This window comes from Mesorhizobium sp. M0052, from assembly GCF_040323255.1.
In the GTDB taxonomy this organism is placed as follows: Bacteria; Pseudomonadota; Alphaproteobacteria; order Rhizobiales; family Rhizobiaceae; genus Mesorhizobium.
This window is the reverse complement of the sequence record NZ_JAMYUS010000008.1, coordinates 1-15,278: the sequence shown is the minus strand read 5'-3', so window position 1 is coordinate 15,278 and position 15,278 is coordinate 1. Positions and strand designations below refer to the sequence as shown.

General features: G+C 62.7%; 15 protein-coding genes and 1 pseudogene. 6 read left to right on the top strand and 10 right to left on the bottom strand.

The annotated features are described in order from the left end of the window. The first annotated feature begins 75 nt into the window (after window positions 1–75). Together NKJ77_RS12460 and NKJ77_RS12455 are read left to right on the top strand one after the other, a co-directional pair. Window positions 76–669: a BA14K family protein gene (locus NKJ77_RS12460; RefSeq protein ID WP_023830487.1), complete on the top strand. Its 594-nt coding sequence runs from the start codon at window positions 76–78 to the stop codon at window positions 667–669. Between the two features lie 169 nt (window positions 670–838). Next, window positions 839–1,123: a PilZ domain-containing protein gene (locus NKJ77_RS12455; RefSeq protein WP_023685169.1), complete on the top strand. Its 285-nt coding sequence runs from the start codon at window positions 839–841 to the stop codon at window positions 1,121–1,123. 80 nt (window positions 1,124–1,203) lie between these two features. On the opposite strand, the gene ilvC is transcribed toward NKJ77_RS12455, so the two are convergent. The 3 genes from ilvC to NKJ77_RS12440 form a co-directional block, all read right to left on the bottom strand. Further along, window positions 1,204–2,223: a ketol-acid reductoisomerase gene (gene ilvC, locus NKJ77_RS12450; protein WP_013531065.1), complete on the bottom strand. Its 1,020-nt coding sequence runs from the start codon at window positions 2,221–2,223 to the stop codon at window positions 1,204–1,206. 23 nt (window positions 2,224–2,246) lie between these two features. Then, entirely contained in the window at window positions 2,247–2,912 is a 666-nt protein-coding gene (locus NKJ77_RS12445) for a TetR/AcrR family transcriptional regulator (RefSeq protein WP_081726780.1), read from the bottom strand. 143 nt (window positions 2,913–3,055) lie between these two features. Continuing rightward, window positions 3,056–3,514: a MarR family winged helix-turn-helix transcriptional regulator gene (locus NKJ77_RS12440; RefSeq protein WP_023690331.1), complete on the bottom strand. Its 459-nt coding sequence runs from the start codon at window positions 3,512–3,514 to the stop codon at window positions 3,056–3,058. Window positions 3,515–3,609: 95 nt separating this feature from the next. On the opposite strand from NKJ77_RS12440, the gene NKJ77_RS12435 reads away from it, so the two are divergent. Then, entirely contained in the window at window positions 3,610–3,915 is a 306-nt protein-coding gene (locus NKJ77_RS12435; protein ID WP_023830486.1) for a Rieske (2Fe-2S) protein, read from the top strand. A 1-nt stretch (window position 3,916) separates the two neighbouring features. Then, window positions 3,917–4,675: a glutathione S-transferase family protein gene (locus NKJ77_RS12430; RefSeq protein WP_155923914.1), complete on the top strand. Its 759-nt coding sequence runs from the start codon at window positions 3,917–3,919 to the stop codon at window positions 4,673–4,675. Here the strand turns inward: NKJ77_RS12430 and NKJ77_RS12425 are convergent. Then, window positions 4,632–5,873, bottom strand: a pseudogene (locus tag NKJ77_RS12425) (FAD-dependent oxidoreductase); the annotation flags it as partial. The gene NKJ77_RS12430 and the pseudogene NKJ77_RS12425 overlap by 44 nt on opposite strands. Window positions 5,874–5,948: 75 nt before the next feature. Beyond that, window positions 5,949–6,356 (bottom strand): winged helix-turn-helix transcriptional regulator, encoded by a 408-nt coding sequence (locus NKJ77_RS12420; RefSeq protein ID WP_023690335.1) that lies wholly within the window; start codon window positions 6,354–6,356, stop codon window positions 5,949–5,951. Window positions 6,357–6,494: 138 nt separating this feature from the next. Between NKJ77_RS12420 and NKJ77_RS12415 the strand changes: the two genes are divergently transcribed. Further along, window positions 6,495–7,385 carry an SDR family oxidoreductase gene (locus NKJ77_RS12415; RefSeq protein WP_023714294.1) on the top strand — a complete coding sequence of 297 codons (891 nt, stop codon included), beginning with the start codon at window positions 6,495–6,497 and terminating at the stop codon, window positions 7,383–7,385. A gap of 50 nt (window positions 7,386–7,435) precedes the next feature. Here the strand turns inward: NKJ77_RS12415 and NKJ77_RS12410 are convergent, their stop codons facing one another. From NKJ77_RS12410 to NKJ77_RS12395, 4 genes are all read right to left on the bottom strand, one after another. Beyond that, window positions 7,436–8,476, bottom strand: coding sequence for an SDR family oxidoreductase (locus NKJ77_RS12410; RefSeq protein ID WP_023830484.1), 1,041 nt, complete (start codon window positions 8,474–8,476; stop codon window positions 7,436–7,438). Window positions 8,477–8,511: 35 nt separating this feature from the next. Then, window positions 8,512–10,431, bottom strand: coding sequence for a potassium transporter Kup (locus NKJ77_RS12405; RefSeq protein ID WP_352445548.1), 1,920 nt, complete (start codon window positions 10,429–10,431; stop codon window positions 8,512–8,514). A 141-nt stretch (window positions 10,432–10,572) separates the two neighbouring features. Next, window positions 10,573–12,486 carry a potassium transporter Kup gene (locus NKJ77_RS12400; protein ID WP_023823130.1) on the bottom strand — a complete coding sequence of 638 codons (1,914 nt, stop codon included), beginning with the start codon at window positions 12,484–12,486 and terminating at the stop codon, window positions 10,573–10,575. A gap of 77 nt (window positions 12,487–12,563) precedes the next feature. Further along, window positions 12,564–13,304, bottom strand: coding sequence for a pyridoxine 5'-phosphate synthase (locus NKJ77_RS12395; protein WP_023833327.1), 741 nt, complete (start codon window positions 13,302–13,304; stop codon window positions 12,564–12,566). Between the two features lie 112 nt (window positions 13,305–13,416). On the opposite strand from NKJ77_RS12395, the gene NKJ77_RS12390 reads away from it, so the two are divergent. Continuing rightward, window positions 13,417–13,836, top strand: a complete 420-nt coding sequence (locus NKJ77_RS12390) for a SpoIIAA family protein (protein WP_023682069.1) — start codon at window positions 13,417–13,419, stop codon at window positions 13,834–13,836. A 20-nt stretch (window positions 13,837–13,856) separates the two neighbouring features. Here NKJ77_RS12390 and NKJ77_RS12385 read toward each other — a convergent pair whose 3' ends face one another. Continuing rightward, window positions 13,857–14,984, bottom strand: coding sequence for an ATP-dependent DNA helicase (locus NKJ77_RS12385; protein ID WP_023682070.1), 1,128 nt, complete (start codon window positions 14,982–14,984; stop codon window positions 13,857–13,859). Window positions 14,985–15,278: the final 294 nt, after the last annotated feature.

Below are 15,278 nucleotides of genomic sequence, written 5' to 3'. Positions count from 1 at the left end.
CAGACGCCAAGGTCCATCAATAGGCCACTTCCCTGGGGTATCCGGGCGTGGGGCCTGTATCACTTGGAGAGTGCAATGAGCTCGCTCTTTTCGTCCACAGTCAAATCCGGGCTGTTAGCGCTCGGTCTTTTCTCGGGTCTCACGGCGCCATCCGCCGCGGGCCCGATCCTGCAGCCGGATTTGTCGGTGCCGGCAAGCACCATAGTCCCGAAAATTACACCAGTCGGCGAATTCATGGGAGGCGGCAACAACCGTCAGGGCATGAACAACTGGCAGTGGCGCCGTGGTGAAGGCCGTCGCTTCGCCAGGTCGGGCAACTGGGATCGCGGCAACTGGAGCCGGCACAACTGGAACGGCGGCGACAACTGGCGCTGGCGCCATCACCGCCACCATCGCGGCCGTGATTTTGACACCGGCGCCGCAGCAGTTCTCGGCCTCGGCCTGGGTCTCGGCCTCGGCAGCATCTACAACAACGGCTACTACAACAACGGCTATTACAATGACGGCTATTACGTGCAGCCGGCGCCCCGCCGCTATTACCGCACGCAGCGTCTGTCCAGCGCCCATGTACAGTGGTGCTACGACCGCTATCGGTCCTACCGGGCCTGGGACAACACGTTCCAGCCCTATGGTGGCCCGCGCCAGCAATGCTGGTCGCCCTACAGCTGAACTATAAACGACAATACACGACGGCGCCGCCCCATCGCGGCGCCGTTTTCATTTAGGAAAGACGGCTGGTCTCGGTCACCGCTAACCATATGTTTATCGGCTCAGCCTATCCGTGATATCGTGCCCCATCTGACGATCGCGCCGATCCGGTCGCGAAGGACGTGCCGTCATGGCCGACAACGAATTGCGAAACAAACACCGGCAGCGCGTGCTGAAAGGCGCGACGATTCTGACCGGCCTCACCAATTCCGAGGTCAAGTGCACGGTCCGCAACATGCATGCCGGCGGCGCCGAGCTGAAAGTGTCTATAGACGCGCGCGTGCCGGACGAGTTCCTGCTCTATGTGCCGGTCGACGGCATCGGCTACAAGGCCATCGTGCGCTGGCGCCGCGACGACCGCATCGGCGTCGAGTTCACCGGCACCGAGCCGAAGCCGCATTGGCACTATGGCTGAGTATCCTGATCGATAAACCGGCATCAAAAGCCGGCGGATCGCTCCGCCGGCTCTTTGCTCCCAATCCCGACGACTGCGGGTTAGTTCTTGGCCTTGTCGACCAGCTTGTTCTTGGAAATCCAGGGCATCATGGCGCGCAGCTTGGCGCCGACTTCCTCGATCTGGTGGCTGTCATTGTTGCGGCGGATGCCCTTGAAGCGCGACATGCCGGCGCGGTATTCCTGCATCCACTCCGAGGTGAATTTTCCGGTCTGGATGTCCTTCAGCACGCGCTTCATCTCGGCCTTGGTCTCGGCGGTGATAATGCGCGGGCCAGAGACATATTCGCCCCATTCGGCTGTGTTCGAGATCGAGTAGTTCATGTTGGCGATGCCCCCTTCATAGATCAGGTCGACGATCAGCTTGACCTCGTGCAGGCACTCGAAATAGGCCATTTCGGGCGCATAGCCGGCTTCCACCAGCGTCTCGAAACCGGCGCGGATCAGTTCGACCAGGCCGCCGCAGAGCACGACCTGCTCGCCGAATAGATCGGTCTCGCATTCCTCGCGGAAATTGGTCTCGATGATGCCCGAACGGCCGCCGCCGACGCCGCAGGCGTAGGACAGAGCGAGATCGAGCGCATTGCCGGAAGCATCCTGGTTGACGGCGACCAGGCACGGCACGCCGCCGCCCTTCTGGTATTCGCCGCGCACCGTGTGGCCGGGGCCTTTCGGCGCGATCATGACGACATCGACGGTCGACTTCGGCTCGATGAGGCCGAAATGCACGTTGAGGCCGTGCGCGAAGGCAATCGCGGCGCCGTCACGAATGTTTGGCGCGATTTCGTTTTTGTAGATGTCGGCCTGCAATTCGTCAGGCGTCGCCATCATCATCAAATCGGCCCATTTGGCAGCGTCCGCCACGCTCATCACTTTCAGGCCATCAGCCTCGACCTTCTTGGCGGTCGCCGATCCCGCCTTGAGGCCGATGGCGATTTCCTTGGCGCCGGAATCCTTGAGGTTGAGCGCGTGCGCCCGGCCTTGGCTGCCATAGCCGATAATGGCGACCTTCTTGCCCTTGATCAGATTGAGATCGGCGTCGCGATCGTAATAGACACGCATCTTTTGCTTCCTTCCCACAGTGATTAGAGGCCTTGCGGCCCGGTTTTTGCTCCATAAAGAGCGAGAAACTGCTGCGTCGCCCGGGCGGCATCGCCGCCGATCGCCGCTTCAGTCAATTCCAGCCGGTCGCCGAGCAGGAGACGGATCTGCACGTCGCGGGCGACCAGCCCGAAAAAGGTCCGGAACGCCATTTCGGCGTCCGTAAAGTCGAGCAGCCCGGCCTGCTTGCCGGCAAGCAGCACCGGCTTCAGCCGTCTGGCCAGCGCGAAACGGCCATTCTCCAGCACGATGGCGCCGAGATCGTCCTTTCCGGATCCGGCATGGCCGACCGCGACGCGGTTCAGCGCGATCGAGGTATCGCTCGAAATCACCTTTAGCCAGTCCGAGGCGAAGCCTTCCAGGCTTGCCGTCATCGAGGCAAGATCGAGCCGCTCACCGTCGACCGGCACCACGCGCACTTTCGATGCCTGCCACTGCACGGTCGCCGTCAGCAATCCGTCGCGGTCGCCGAACCATTTGTAGAGCGTTTCCTTCGAGCAGCTGGCGCGCCGCGCCACCGCCGTCATGGTCAGATTGTCGCCCTCCTCGACCAGCAGCCGCAAAGCCGCGTCCAGGACGGCCGTTTGCCGCTCTGTCAGCACTTCGCTGGTATCGATCTCGGCACTCGCCTGCAACAATTTCCTGCCCATTCGATGAGGTCGCCGGGTCGCCTCAAACGGCGTACCGTACGTTACGGTTCGGCATATTGCGCAATCCTGTGCTCGACGCAAGGGGTTAGGTAGAAAAATCGTCGACGTGAGAGCCGCCGAGCAAACCACGAGATTCTGACGGATCAATCATCGGCGGGCGGATGGCGCAGCTCTCCAAGCAGGCTCGCCAGTATCTTCAGCTCCTCCGCGGAGAGTTTTGCGCCGACCAATTCCGCAATCGACCGTCCATAGACAGCCCACATCCGTCGCCGCGTCTGACGGCCCTTGGCCGAGATGCGGATGGTCTGGCCGCGGCCGTCATCGGCAACCCTGAGTTTCTCGACCAGTCCTTCGGCCTCGAGCCGCGCCAGAAGCCGCGAGATGTTATACTGCGCAAACAGTGTGCGCTCGGTCAGCTGGAATGGCCGCAGCCCGCCCTCACCCGCCTCGGCGAGTTCATGCAGCACGTCATACCAGTCGAGCGGCGGCAAGCCGCTGGTCTTCAAAGCCTCTTCCGCCTTTTCGATGAGCTGGCGCGAAACCCGCATTAGGCGGGCCCAGGCCTTGACGGCTTCGGGCGAAGGCGTGGTTGTTTTGGTCATGACCCATCCTAGGCGATAGATGCAGTTGCATCAAGCTTGACGATCGATGCACTTGCATCTATATGCATGCAATTGCATCAATCCGGGAAAGATCCATGAAACACGAAACCTGCAAAGTCGCCGACGTCCCACAGACGGGCAGCCTGATCGCGCCATTCTTCGGCCGCGAGGTCCATATTTGGCGCAGCGGTGAGCGCATCCGCGCCGCCGCCAATGTCTGCCTGCATTTCGGCGGGCCGCTCGACTGCAAGGACGGCAAGCTGGTCTGCCAATGGCACGGCGCCGCCTTCGACATGACATCAGGCGACCGGATCGAAGGTCCGGCGCCAAAAGCGTCGCGACTGATGTTCCTGTCGACGCGCGTCGAGGACGGCGCGTTGAACTATGTCTGGGGAGAGTGACATGCCTGAGAAGAATGAAATGCCTGAGAAGAATGAAATGACTGGCAAGCTCATTCTCGTCAGCCATCATCTATGCCCCTATGTGCAGCGCGCGGCGATCTCGCTGGCCGAGAAAGGCGTGCCGTTTGAGCGTGTCACCATCGACCTCGCCAACAAGCCGGACTGGTTCAAGGCGATTTCGCCGCTGGGCAAGGTGCCGCTGCTGATCGTCCAGGCAAATGGCGAGGAGACGGTGATCTTCGAATCCGCCGTCATTCTCGAATTCCTCGAGGAGACGCAAGCCAATCCTCTGCATCCGGCCGACGCCTACGCCCGTGCCCGGCATCGCGCCTGGATCGAGTTCGGCTCGGCGACATTGAACACCATCGGCCGGTTCTACACGGCTTCGACGGAGGCCGCCTTCCTGGCGGAATCCGCAGCGCTGTCAGCCATGTTCGATCGTGTCGAGAACGAATTGGCCGACCAGGCCGGACCGTGGTTCAGCGGCCAGCGCTTTTGCCTCGTCGACGCCGTCTACGGCCCGGTCTTCCGCTATCTCGACGCCTTCGACCGGATCGGCAATTTCGGCATTCTGGACGGCAAGCCATTGGTCCAGGCCTGGCGCAAGGCGTTGAGCGAACGCGCCTCGATCAAGGGTGCCGTGGCGCCGGACTATCCGCAGCGGCTGCGTCTATTCCTGCGTGCGAGAAATTCGTTTCTCTCGACCCTGATCCCGCCCGATGATCTGGCCAGTGCACCTCCTCTAGCCCGATCCGCCTGAACGGATCGATCAGCGTGCCGGCCACCATCGAGGCAAGCACGCTTGGCACTGGCGGGATTTTGGCGATGGTTGCCACCAGCCTGTCGCGGAAGAAGGGCAGCATCGTGCCGTCCGACTGGTAGAACGGCGTCAGCGCCAGCGACAGCAGCTGGAAGATCCAAACATGCCATCGCCGCGCCCGGGCGTAGCTTTCCAGCGCTGCCTCGACGTTGCCCGTTTGTGCCAAGGCATGGCTGAGTGCTGCCGCGTCGAGCAGCGCCATGTTGGCGCCTTGCCCGAGCTGCGGGCTGGTCGAATGCGCGGCATCACCGATCACGGCCAGCCTGCGGCCAGCCGGCAGCTTCATCGTGTGGTGGCCGTAGCGCGCCAGCGACAGCTGGTCGAAGCTGTCGATCTGGCTGGTGAACGCCTCGCACTGCGGCCACAGCGAGACCAGTCTCGCCTTCCATGCGTCGAGCCCTGCCGCGCGCACGTTTTCGGCATCCGCCGGCTTCAGGCTCCAGAAGAACGCCGCCATCTTTTCCCCGCCCGGTTCCGGTCGGCCGATCGGCAGGACGCCGATCATCACGCTGGCCTTGTCGTAGCGCTGCAGCAGCGCATTTTCGTCGAAGCCTTGGCGCCAGCCGAGCGAGGCCCAGAACGCGCCGTAAGTGAGCTGCCGCGGCTGGGCCGGATCGTTGAGGCACCGGCGCAGCTTCGAACGCGAGCCGCTGGCGTCGACCACGAGGTCGAACGGCCCTGCCCTGCGGCCCCCCACCGTTCGGCTCTTGTCGAAGATCAGGATCGCCCGCTCACCGACGTCCAGCGTCTCGATCTCGACACCGGTTTCGATGGCGATGCCTTGGCGCTGCGCGGCGCGAAACAATATGTTGAACAACGCCGCCCGGTGCACCGCCAGCCCGAAACGGCCGCCAGGCTGCGCGTCGTAGCGCACGGCGAGCACGGTGCGGCCGCTCGAGGCATCGGCGCCATGCAGACGCTCGATGCGGCTCCCCAGCGCCAGAATGTCGTCGAGCAGGCCGAGATCGGCGAGCACGCTCAGCCCGGTCGGCTGCAGGATCAGTCCGGAACCGACGGGCTTGGGTTCCTCGAAACGTTCGAAGATGGTGACGTTGTGGCCCGCGCGCTTGAGATAGAGCGCGGTGGCGAGCCCCGCCGGGCCGGCGCCCGCAATCGCGATGTCGAGAGATTTTTCCATTGCCCGCCCAACTACTGGCCGGACAATCCTTCAGCGCCATTGTCAAATCAAGCCTTTGCTGCATGGACCAAAATATCAGCCACCGGCGTCGAAGGCAGCGCGCGCCTTGCGCACCGCACCATGGTTGAGTTCGGCCCACAGGATCAATTGATGCAAGGCGCCGAACATCGAACGGCCGAGATCGGTCAGGCTGTATTCGACGCTTGGCGGCTTGGTCGGGAACACTTCGCGATGAACAAAGCCGTCGCGCTGCAGATCGTGGAGCGTCTGGGTGAGCATGCGCTGCGAGATGTCGGGCACCAGGCGCCGCAACTCGCCGAAACGATAGGGTTGCTCTGCGAGCGCCGCCATCAGCAGCGAACTCCATTTGCCGTTCACGCCCTGCATCACGTCGCGAACCGGGCAATCGGCAATGTTTGCGCCATCGCTGGTGGCTTTGAATATATTGAGCTTGGTTCTCAGATTGACGACCTTGCCGTCCATGGCTGCTGGTTCCCTGGCGGTGCCTACCTCCCTAAAAACTGCCTTCTTTACGGTGGCCGGTCAATTCTTATTTTAGTGCTGGTCTCTTTTTGAGACTGTCAGAAGCACCCGCCACCCGGCGCAATTTCAGGATCCCCCATGACCGCAACCCTTCTCGTCACCGGCGCTTCCGGCCAGCTTGGCCGCGGCGTCATCAACCACCTGCTGGACACATTAAAGATCCCCGCAAACCGCATCATCGCCACCACCCGTACACCCGCCAACCTTGCCGATCTGGCGGCGCGCGGCGTCGTCGTCAGAGCCGCTGACTTCAACGACCCGCAATCGCTTGCCGAGGCCTTCGCGGGAGCCGACCGGGCACTCGTCATCTCGACCAACGAACTTGAGGTACAGGGGAAGCGGCGCGAGCAGCAGCTTGCGGCGGTGACGGCGGCCAAACAGGCTGGCGTCGGCCACCTGCTGTACACCTCGATGCCCAACCCCGAGCCTGGTTCGCCGGTTGTTTTCGCGCCCGACCACTACGACACCGAACAGGCGGTCAAGGCGAGCGGGATCCCCTACACGATATTCCGCAATGGCTGGTATAACGAGAACCTGTTCATGGCGTTGCCGCAGGTTCTGGCGTCGGGTCAGTGGTACACCTCTGCCGGCGACGGCGCCATTTCCTACGGCACGCGTGACGATTTCGCGGCGGCGATCGCAGCGGGGCTCGCCTCGGACAGCAGCGAAAGCGCGACTTACACGCTCACCGGCCCCAGTGCGTATACGGCTGCCGAAGTGGCGGCGTTGGTCACCGAGGTCACCAGCAAGCCGATCAAGGTCATCCAGCTTTCCGACGAAGCCCTGACCGAGGGAATGAAGTCGGCCGGCCTGCCTGAACCCTTCGCCAAGGTGCTGGTTTCATTCGACGCCGCCGCCCGCGCCGGTGACCTCGGCATGGTGACCGACGCGGTCGAAAAACTCTCCGGCCGAAAGTCGGTGCCGCTGAAGCAGTTTCTGGAGACGAACAAGGCTGCACTGGCCGGCTGAAAGCTGCCATTGCGGGACGCCGAGCCCTTAAGGTTCGGCCTCCCGCACAATTACTTACGTCGCTTGACCAGTCCCAGCCGGATCAGGCTTTCGCCCGTGGCAATCAAAGCATCTTCGCGCGAGCGTGGCGCCCAGCCGAGCACGCGCACCGCCTTGGCGTTGGTGGCGTTCTTGATCTTGCCCAGTTCCGTTGCGAGTTGTGCCGCTTCCGGATCGAACAGCCCGATGATGCGCACCAGCCAATCGGGAAACTCCCGCGTCGAGACGCGCGACGCCGCCGGCCCGAGCCGCGTCTTCAGGGTCTGCGCGATCTCGCGCACCGTCATGAAATCGCCGGCGACAGCCAGGAACCGTTCGCCCTTGGCGGCGGGGTGGGTCATGGCGCGAACATGCAGATCCGCCACGTCGCGCGCGTCGACGACGCCGAAGGACAGGCGCGGCAGCCCAGGCACGGCGCCGTTCAGCATGCGCTGGACAAATTCGGTCGAGGTCGAATGGTCCGCGCCGAGCACCGGTCCAAAGATGCCAACGGGATTGACGACCGCAAGCTCCAGCGCGCCGCCCTGCTCGGCGATGAAATCCCAGGCCGCGCGCTCGGCGAGCGTCTTGGACTTCACATAGGCGCTGACCTTGCCTGCCGGATCGGTCCAGTTTTCCTCGTTGAAAGGCTGCCCATCCGCGCGCATCTTGCCATAGCCGACGGCCGCGAAGGATGAGGTGAGCACGACGCGCCTGACCCCGGCATCCCGCGCCGCCCGCAGCACGCGCAACGCGCCCTCGCGCGCCGGAAGGATCAGGTCATCCTCATGCGTGGGCACGCCGGGCGGAAAAGGCGATGCGACATGCAGCACGTAATCGCAGCCGGCCACCGCCGCCGGCCAGCCTGCGTCGGCCATCAGATCGGCATGGGCGAATGAAAGGGCGTCACCGGGCTCCGTGCTACCTGCCTTGAGCATGGCGAGCACATCGGCTTCGCGCCTGGCCGATCGCACGGAGGTGCGGACGCGGTAGCCGGCCTTCAACAGTTCGAGGATGCAGTGAGCGCCGAGGAAGCCGGACCCGCCCGTGACCAGCACCAATTCGCCGCTCATATTAGCCTCCTCGACGATTTATCCGTTCGAGACCCTCAGATCGCCACCTGCGTGCCGATCTCGACCACACGTCCGGTCGGGATCTGGAAATACTCCGTCGCATCGGCCGCCGAGCGGGCGAGCCCGATGAACAGCTTGTCCTGCCACACCGGCATGCCGGAATTGGGCGATGCTTTGAGCGAGCGCCGCGACAGGAAGAACGACGTCGTCATGATGTCGAACTTCCAGCCCTGCTTGCGGCAGATCGCCAGCGCGCGCGGAATGTTGGGCTGTTCCATGTAGCCGAAGGTCAGCGTCACCCGCATGAACAACTCGTTGACTGTCTCCATCTTGACCCGCTCGCTGTCGGGCACCAGCGGCTGCGGTGCGGTGACCACCGACAGAATGACGTTCTGCTCGTGCAGCACCTTGTAGTGTTTCAGGCTGTGCATCAGCGCTGTCGGCGCGCTTTGCGGATCGCTGGTCAGGAACACGGCGGTGCCGGACACCAGCTGCGGCTTCTTCTTCAGCAGATTGCCGGCGAGGAAATCGAGCGGGATTTCGTTGCGCCGGGTCTTGTCGAACAGATAGCGGCTGCCGCGCACCCAGGTCCACATCGCCAGAACGATGGTGAAGGCCACCGCAAGCGACGCCCAGCCGCCCTCGAACACCTTCACGATGTTGGAGGCGAAGAAGCCGATGTCGATGAAGCCGAACAGCGCCGTCATGGCGACCGCCACCCACAGCCGCCATTTCCAGATGCGGGTCATGACGACGAACAGCAGCACCGTCGTCACCAACATGTTGCCGGTCACCGAGATGCCATAGGCGGAGGCGAGCTTGCTCGATTCGCCGAAACCGACGACCAGCAACATCACCGCCAACGCCAGCAAAACATTGACGCGCGGCATGTAGATCTGGCCCGACTGCCGTTCCGACGTGTGCAGGATTTCGAGCCGCGGCAGCATATTGAGCTGCACCGCCTGCCGGGTCAGCGAGAAGGCGCCGGAGATCACCGCCTGGCTGGCGATAACCGTCGCGGCAGTGGCCAGCACCACCATCGGGATCAGCGTCCAGCCTTCGTTCATCTCGAAGAATGGGTGGCCGACGTGACCGTTCTTCGCCAGCACGAAAGCGCCCTGCCCGGCATAGTTTAGCAGCAGGCAGGGAAACACGATGGCCAGCCAGGCGAGCACGATGGGCTTGCGGCCGAAATGGCCGAGATCGGCATAAAGCGCTTCGGCACCGGTGACGGCGAGGAAGATGGCGCCGATGGTGACGAAGGCGACATCGGGCGAATTGATCAGGAAGGCGACGATGTAGTGCGGGCTGACCGCCCACAGGATTTCGGGATCGGCGATGATGTGGTTCAAGCCCGAAAGACCGATAGCCAGGAACCAGACCGCCGTGATCGGGCCAAAGATCAGCGCCACACCGCCGGTGCCGAAGCGCTGCACCGAAAACAGGATCGCCAGGATGACCAGCGTCAGCGGCACGACGTAGGGCTGGAAGGTCGGGGTAACGACATTCATGCCTTCAACCGCCGAAAGCACCGAGATTGCCGGCGTGATGACGGCGTCACCGAAGAACAATGACGCGCCGACAACACCGATGGCCAGGATGATCGCCGAGCGGGTCGGGAAACTGCCGCGCGCCAGCGCCATCAGCGACAGCACGCCGCCCTCGCCTCGGTTGTCGGCTCTGAGCACGAACATGATGTATTTGATGGTGACGATAATCGTCAACGACCAGATGATCAGCGACAGCACGCCCAGAATATCGCCGCGCTCGGCGATTTCGCCGCCGGAGGACGCAACAAGCGCTTCCCGGAAGGCGTAGATCGGGCTGGTGCCGATGTCGCCATAGACCACACCGAGCGCGCCCAGCATCAGAACTTTGGTGCTGTGCTGTTCGATTTCGGGATGGCTCGATTGTTCGACAGGTTCTGCCTCAATACCAGCATTGGTAAGGGCCATGGACGACACTCCGATAAGCGCGCGGTGCTCTACGCTTGCTGCGATGCAATATCAAGTGCCGTGACGGTAGGGCTACCATGTTCCCAGCGCAGGGCTTGCCCCGCAATGACCGGTGCGTGGCGTCAAAGGCTGCCGGAAACCTCAGATCGCCACCTGCGTGCCGATCTCGACCACACGTCCGGTCGGGATCTGGAAATACTCCGTCGCATCGGCCGCCGAGCGGGCGAGCCCGATGAACAGCTTGTCCTGCCACACCGGCATGCCGGAATTGGGCGATGCCTTGAGCGAGCGCCGCGACAGGAAGAACGACGTCGTCATGATGTCGAACTTCCAGCCCTGCTTGCGGCAGATCGCCAGCGCGCGCGGAATGTTGGGCTGCTCCATATAGCCGAAGGTCAGCGTCACCCGCATGAACAACTCGTTGACTGTCTCCATCTTGACCCGCTCGCTGTCGGGCACCAGCGGTTGCGGTGCGGTGACCACCGACAGAATGACGTTCTGCTCGTGCAGCACCTTGTAGTGCTTCAGGCTGTGCATCAGCGCTGTCGGCGCGCTTTGCGGATCGCTGGTCAGGAACACGGCGGTGCCGGACACCAGCTGCGGCTTCTTCTTCAGCAGATTGCCGGCGAGGAAATCGAGCGGGATTTCGTTGCGCCGGGTCTTGTCGAACAGATAGCGGCTGCCGCGTATCCAGGTGGTCATGATCAGCCCCATGAGGCAGGCAACGGATATTGACACCCATCCGCCTTCCACGATCTTGACGACATTCGCCAGGAAGAAACCCATGTCGATGGTGCCGAACAGCAGCGCCAATGCCAGGGCGAGCCCAAGCTGCCATTTCCACAAATTGCGCATGACAACGAACAGCAGAATGGTTGTCATCAGCATCTCGCCGGTCACCGAAATTCCGTAAGCGGAAGCCAGCGAACTCGAGCTGCCGAAGCCGACAACCAGCAGCATCACTCCCAGGGCGATGAGCAGGTTGACGCGCGGCATATAAATCTGGCCGCTCTGCATTTCGGACGTGTGCTGCACCTCGATGCGGGGCAGCAGGTTGAGTTGCACTGCCTGACGTGCCAGCGAAAAAGCACCCGAGATCACCGCCTGACTGGCGATCACGGTGGCGGCCGTTGCCAAGCCGACCATTGGCATCAGCGCCCAATCCGGCAACATCTCGAAGAATGGATTGGTCGGCCTGCCGCCATTCGCCAACACAAAGGCGCCCTGGCCGAAGTAGTTGAGCAGCAGGCAAGGAAACACCACGGAAAACCACGCGAGCACGATCGGCTTGCGCCCGAAATGTCCAAGGTCGACATAAAGCGCCTCGGCCCCCGTTACCGCCAGGAACACTGCACCAACGGTCACGAAAGCGGCGGTCGGCGTGCCGGCTAAGTAGGCGATCGCATAATACGGGTTGATCGCCAACAGCACCGAAGGATCATCCATCAGGTGGTAGAGCCCGGAAACGCCGATGGCCAGGAACCATAGCGCCGTCACCGGCCCGAATACTGCCGCCACCTTCCCCGTGCCGAAGCGCTGCACGGAGAACAGAAACGCCAGGATGACCAAGGTGATCGGAACGACATAGGCCTCCAGCGTCGGTGTCACCACTTCCAGGCCCTCAACTGCCGACAGCACGGAAATGGCCGGAGTTATGATAGCGTCTCCGAAAAAAAGCGACGCCCCGCAAAGTCCGATGCCGAGGATAAGCTTGGCGCCTTTTGGATAGGCGCTGCGCGCCAGCGCCATCAGGGACAGCGTGCCGCCCTCGCCCTTGTTGTCGGCGCGAAGCACGAAAGCGACGTATTTTATGGTGACGATAATCGTCAGCGCCCAGACGATCAGCGACAGCACGCCCAGGACATCTATGCGCGTGTCGGTACCAGGCGAAGCGTGAAGCGCCTCGCGGAAGGCATAGATCGGGCTGGTGCCGATATCGCCATAGACGACGCCAAGCGCGCCCAGCATCAGAACTTTGGTGCTGTGCTGTTCAGTGTGGGAGTGGTTCGGTTGTTCGACGGGTTCAGCCTCGCTACCGATGCTGGAAAGAGCCATCGACTACTCCCCGATCACCGCGCGGTGCGCCTTGCTTGCTGTCATGCGATATCACCTTCGACACGAGCCTTCCACCGCTACCAACCGCAAGCCTTCAGAAACCGCCCCACCGTGCCGGCCATGCCATACTCCAACGCATCGGCTGTCAACCCGTGTCCGATAGACACTTCGGCCAATGCCGGAATGCGCTTTGCCAATGCCGGAAGGTTGTTCACCACCAGATCGTGCCCGGCATTGACCTGGAGCCCGGCGGCGAGTGCGGCATCCGCGGTTTTTCCCAATCTTTCCAGCTCCTTCCGCGCCTTGGCGGAATCGGAATGGTAGCTGCCGTAGGGCCCGGTATAGAGCTCGATGCGGTCGGCGCCGGTATCGCGCGCGGCATTGACGCCGGTGGGATCCGGATCGGAAAACAGCGACACGCGGAAGCCCCCTTTTTTCAGAAGCTTGACGATCGGGATAAGGAACGCCGCCTCGGCGGCAAAGTTCCAGCCATGGTCCGATGTCGCCTGCGCCGGATCGTCGGGCACCAGGGTCACCTGCTCCGGCTGGTGCCTTTCCACAAGCGCCAGAAAATCCTCGGTCGGGTAGCCCTCGATGTTGAATTCCGCCTTGGGAAACTCGTCGTCGATCAGCGCCCGGATCTCCGGCAGGTCGGAATGCCTGGTGTGGCGCTCGTCGGGCCGCGGATGAACCGTCAGCCCGTGCGCGCCGGCCGCCAGCGCCAGGCGGCCGAGCCCGGTGACGCTCGGCCACGGCAGGTCGCGGCGGTTGCGCAGCATGGCGATGGCGTTGAGATTGACCGAGAGTTTCGCGGGCATGGCGTGAGGTCCGGCTGTTTGTGCAGCGCATCTATACTGCCTTTGATGGGAACAGACAGGGGCTTTCGGGTGTTCCAGTGATGACATCTGCTCGCAAGGGGGAACCCAGCCAATGAATTTTCTCCAATCCGTGCCCGCGATCCGCCGCCTCGAAACCGACCGTGAGGACCTTTTCGCCATCGACGTCGTCGGCCATGTCTCTGCCGCCGACGGCGAAAATCTGTTCGGATTGCTGGAGGCTGCCTACGCGCTGCACCCGAGGATCGACGTCTTGGTGCGGCTGGTCGACCATGAGGGCGTCGACTGGATCGATATGGACGACGAGACGCTGAAACAAGGTACGGTTCATGCGCTAGAGCATATCGCCCGGTGCGCGACGATCGGTGAGCCCGACTGGATAGCGGATGCGCGGAACTTCCTTCCGGCTTCGCCACCCATCGAGTTCAGGCACTTCGCGGCCGAGGATGAAGCGGATGCCTGGCAATGGCTGGGTGCGACGCCACTCAGCCCTGCTGCGCCGGCTGCTACCTGACGCCGGCTATCTAACGCCAGCTATCTAACAATCGTCAGCCGCTCTGCCGCCCGCGTTATGGCAGTATAGAGCCAGCGCTGGCGGGTTTCCTTGAACGCCCAGCTCTCGTCGAACAGCACGACATCGTTCCACTGCGAACCCTGCGCCTTGTGCACGGTCAGCGCGTAGCCATAGTCGAAATCGTCAAAGCGCTTCTTCTGCTGCCAGGGGATATCGGCGTCCGGATCCTCGAAAGCCGACTTGAGCAGCTTGATCTTGGCGACGCCGCGGTCGGGATCGTCCTCCTCGGGCGAGACCAGAAGGTTGATGCCCGGCTTCACCGTTTCGCGCGACGAGGTCATTACCTTCCACAGCGAACCGTTGAGCAGGCCCTTGGCGGGGTCGTTGCGCAGGCAGACCAGCTTGTCTCCGGCCTGCGGATAATCGGCATTGAAACCCTTCAGCTCGCGCAGGCGCTGATTGTAGCGGCGGCGTGTTCGGTTGGTGCCGACCAACACCTGGTCCGCCTTCAGCACCAACTCCTGGGTGACGTCCTCCTTGCCGATGACCTGCGCGCTGCCGTAGTCGCCGCGCATGAACTCGCGGCCCTCGCGCACGTCGAGCGCCAGCTGGATGATCGGATTGTCGCGCGCCTGGCGATGGATTTCGGTCAAGAGCACATCCGGCTCATGCTCGGTGAAAAAGCCGCCGCCCGAGATCGGCGGCAGCTGCGCCGGATCGCCAAGCACCAGGATCGGCGTGCCAAAACTCAGAAGGTCGCGGCCAAGCTGCTCGTCGACCATCGAGCATTCGTCGATGACCACCAGCTTCGCCCGTGAAATAGGGCTTTGCCGGTTGAGCGAGAAGGTCGGCGACATCGAGGTCTTGCCGGTCACCTCGTCCGACACCGATTCCTCGCCCTTCGGCCGGTAGATCAACGAATGGATGGTGCGAGCATTGACCGCGCCCTTGGAACGCAGCACCTGCGCCGCCTTGCCGGTGAAGGCGGCGAACTGCACCTGCCCGTCGACATGCTCGGCAAAATAGCGCGCCAGCGTGGTCTTGCCGGTGCCGGCATAGCCGAACAGCCGGAAGACCTGCGGCCGGCCCTCTTTCAGCCAGCGCGCCACCGCTTTCAGAGCCTCGTCCTGTTGGGGGGAGAATTCCATCGGTTCGACAGACCGGATTCGCAAGGGAAAGACAAGGCCGCCGCCATCAATGCCGGAGGCGCTCAGGCTAACAGCGCCGAAACCGAACGTAAAGGGAACAAGCATTGAGAACGGAGGGCAATCGCTTCAGATAATGACAAACCGCCAGCGCTGCCCCTCATTGCCCTGCCGGGCATTTCTCCCCGTATACTGACCGGGAGAAAAAGGCTGTGTCCGAACCGGATAGATAGGTAACAGAATGGACCGATAGCATGGGTGACAGTTTTCTTGTCCGCCGGAGGACCGGCGATGGTT

What these genes read in the sequence shown, in the direction of transcription:
- NKJ77_RS12460 (WP_023830487.1), top strand. Translation starts at nt 76, where the DNA reads ATGAGCTCGCTCTTTTCGTCCACAGTCAAATCCGGGCTGTTAGCGCTC.
- NKJ77_RS12455 (WP_023685169.1), top strand. Translation starts at nt 839, where the DNA reads ATGGCCGACAACGAATTGCGAAACAAACACCGGCAGCGCGTGCTGAAA.
- ilvC (WP_013531065.1), bottom strand. Translation starts at nt 2,223, where the DNA reads ATGCGTGTCTATTACGATCGCGACGCCGATCTCAATCTGATCAAGGGC.
- NKJ77_RS12445 (WP_081726780.1), bottom strand. Translation starts at nt 2,912, where the DNA reads ATGGGCAGGAAATTGTTGCAGGCGAGTGCCGAGATCGATACCAGCGAA.
- NKJ77_RS12440 (WP_023690331.1), bottom strand. Translation starts at nt 3,514, where the DNA reads ATGACCAAAACAACCACGCCTTCGCCCGAAGCCGTCAAGGCCTGGGCC.
- NKJ77_RS12435 (WP_023830486.1), top strand. Translation starts at nt 3,610, where the DNA reads ATGAAACACGAAACCTGCAAAGTCGCCGACGTCCCACAGACGGGCAGC.
- NKJ77_RS12430 (WP_155923914.1), top strand. Translation starts at nt 3,917, where the DNA reads ATGCCTGAGAAGAATGAAATGCCTGAGAAGAATGAAATGACTGGCAAG.
- NKJ77_RS12420 (WP_023690335.1), bottom strand. Translation starts at nt 6,356, where the DNA reads ATGGACGGCAAGGTCGTCAATCTGAGAACCAAGCTCAATATATTCAAA.
- NKJ77_RS12415 (WP_023714294.1), top strand. Translation starts at nt 6,495, where the DNA reads ATGACCGCAACCCTTCTCGTCACCGGCGCTTCCGGCCAGCTTGGCCGC.
- NKJ77_RS12410 (WP_023830484.1), bottom strand. Translation starts at nt 8,476, where the DNA reads ATGAGCGGCGAATTGGTGCTGGTCACGGGCGGGTCCGGCTTCCTCGGC.
- NKJ77_RS12405 (WP_352445548.1), bottom strand. Translation starts at nt 10,431, where the DNA reads ATGGCCCTTACCAATGCTGGTATTGAGGCAGAACCTGTCGAACAATCG.
- NKJ77_RS12400 (WP_023823130.1), bottom strand. Translation starts at nt 12,486, where the DNA reads ATGGCTCTTTCCAGCATCGGTAGCGAGGCTGAACCCGTCGAACAACCG.
- NKJ77_RS12395 (WP_023833327.1), bottom strand. Translation starts at nt 13,304, where the DNA reads ATGCCCGCGAAACTCTCGGTCAATCTCAACGCCATCGCCATGCTGCGC.
- NKJ77_RS12390 (WP_023682069.1), top strand. Translation starts at nt 13,417, where the DNA reads ATGAATTTTCTCCAATCCGTGCCCGCGATCCGCCGCCTCGAAACCGAC.
- NKJ77_RS12385 (WP_023682070.1), bottom strand. Translation starts at nt 14,984, where the DNA reads ATGGAATTCTCCCCCCAACAGGACGAGGCTCTGAAAGCGGTGGCGCGC.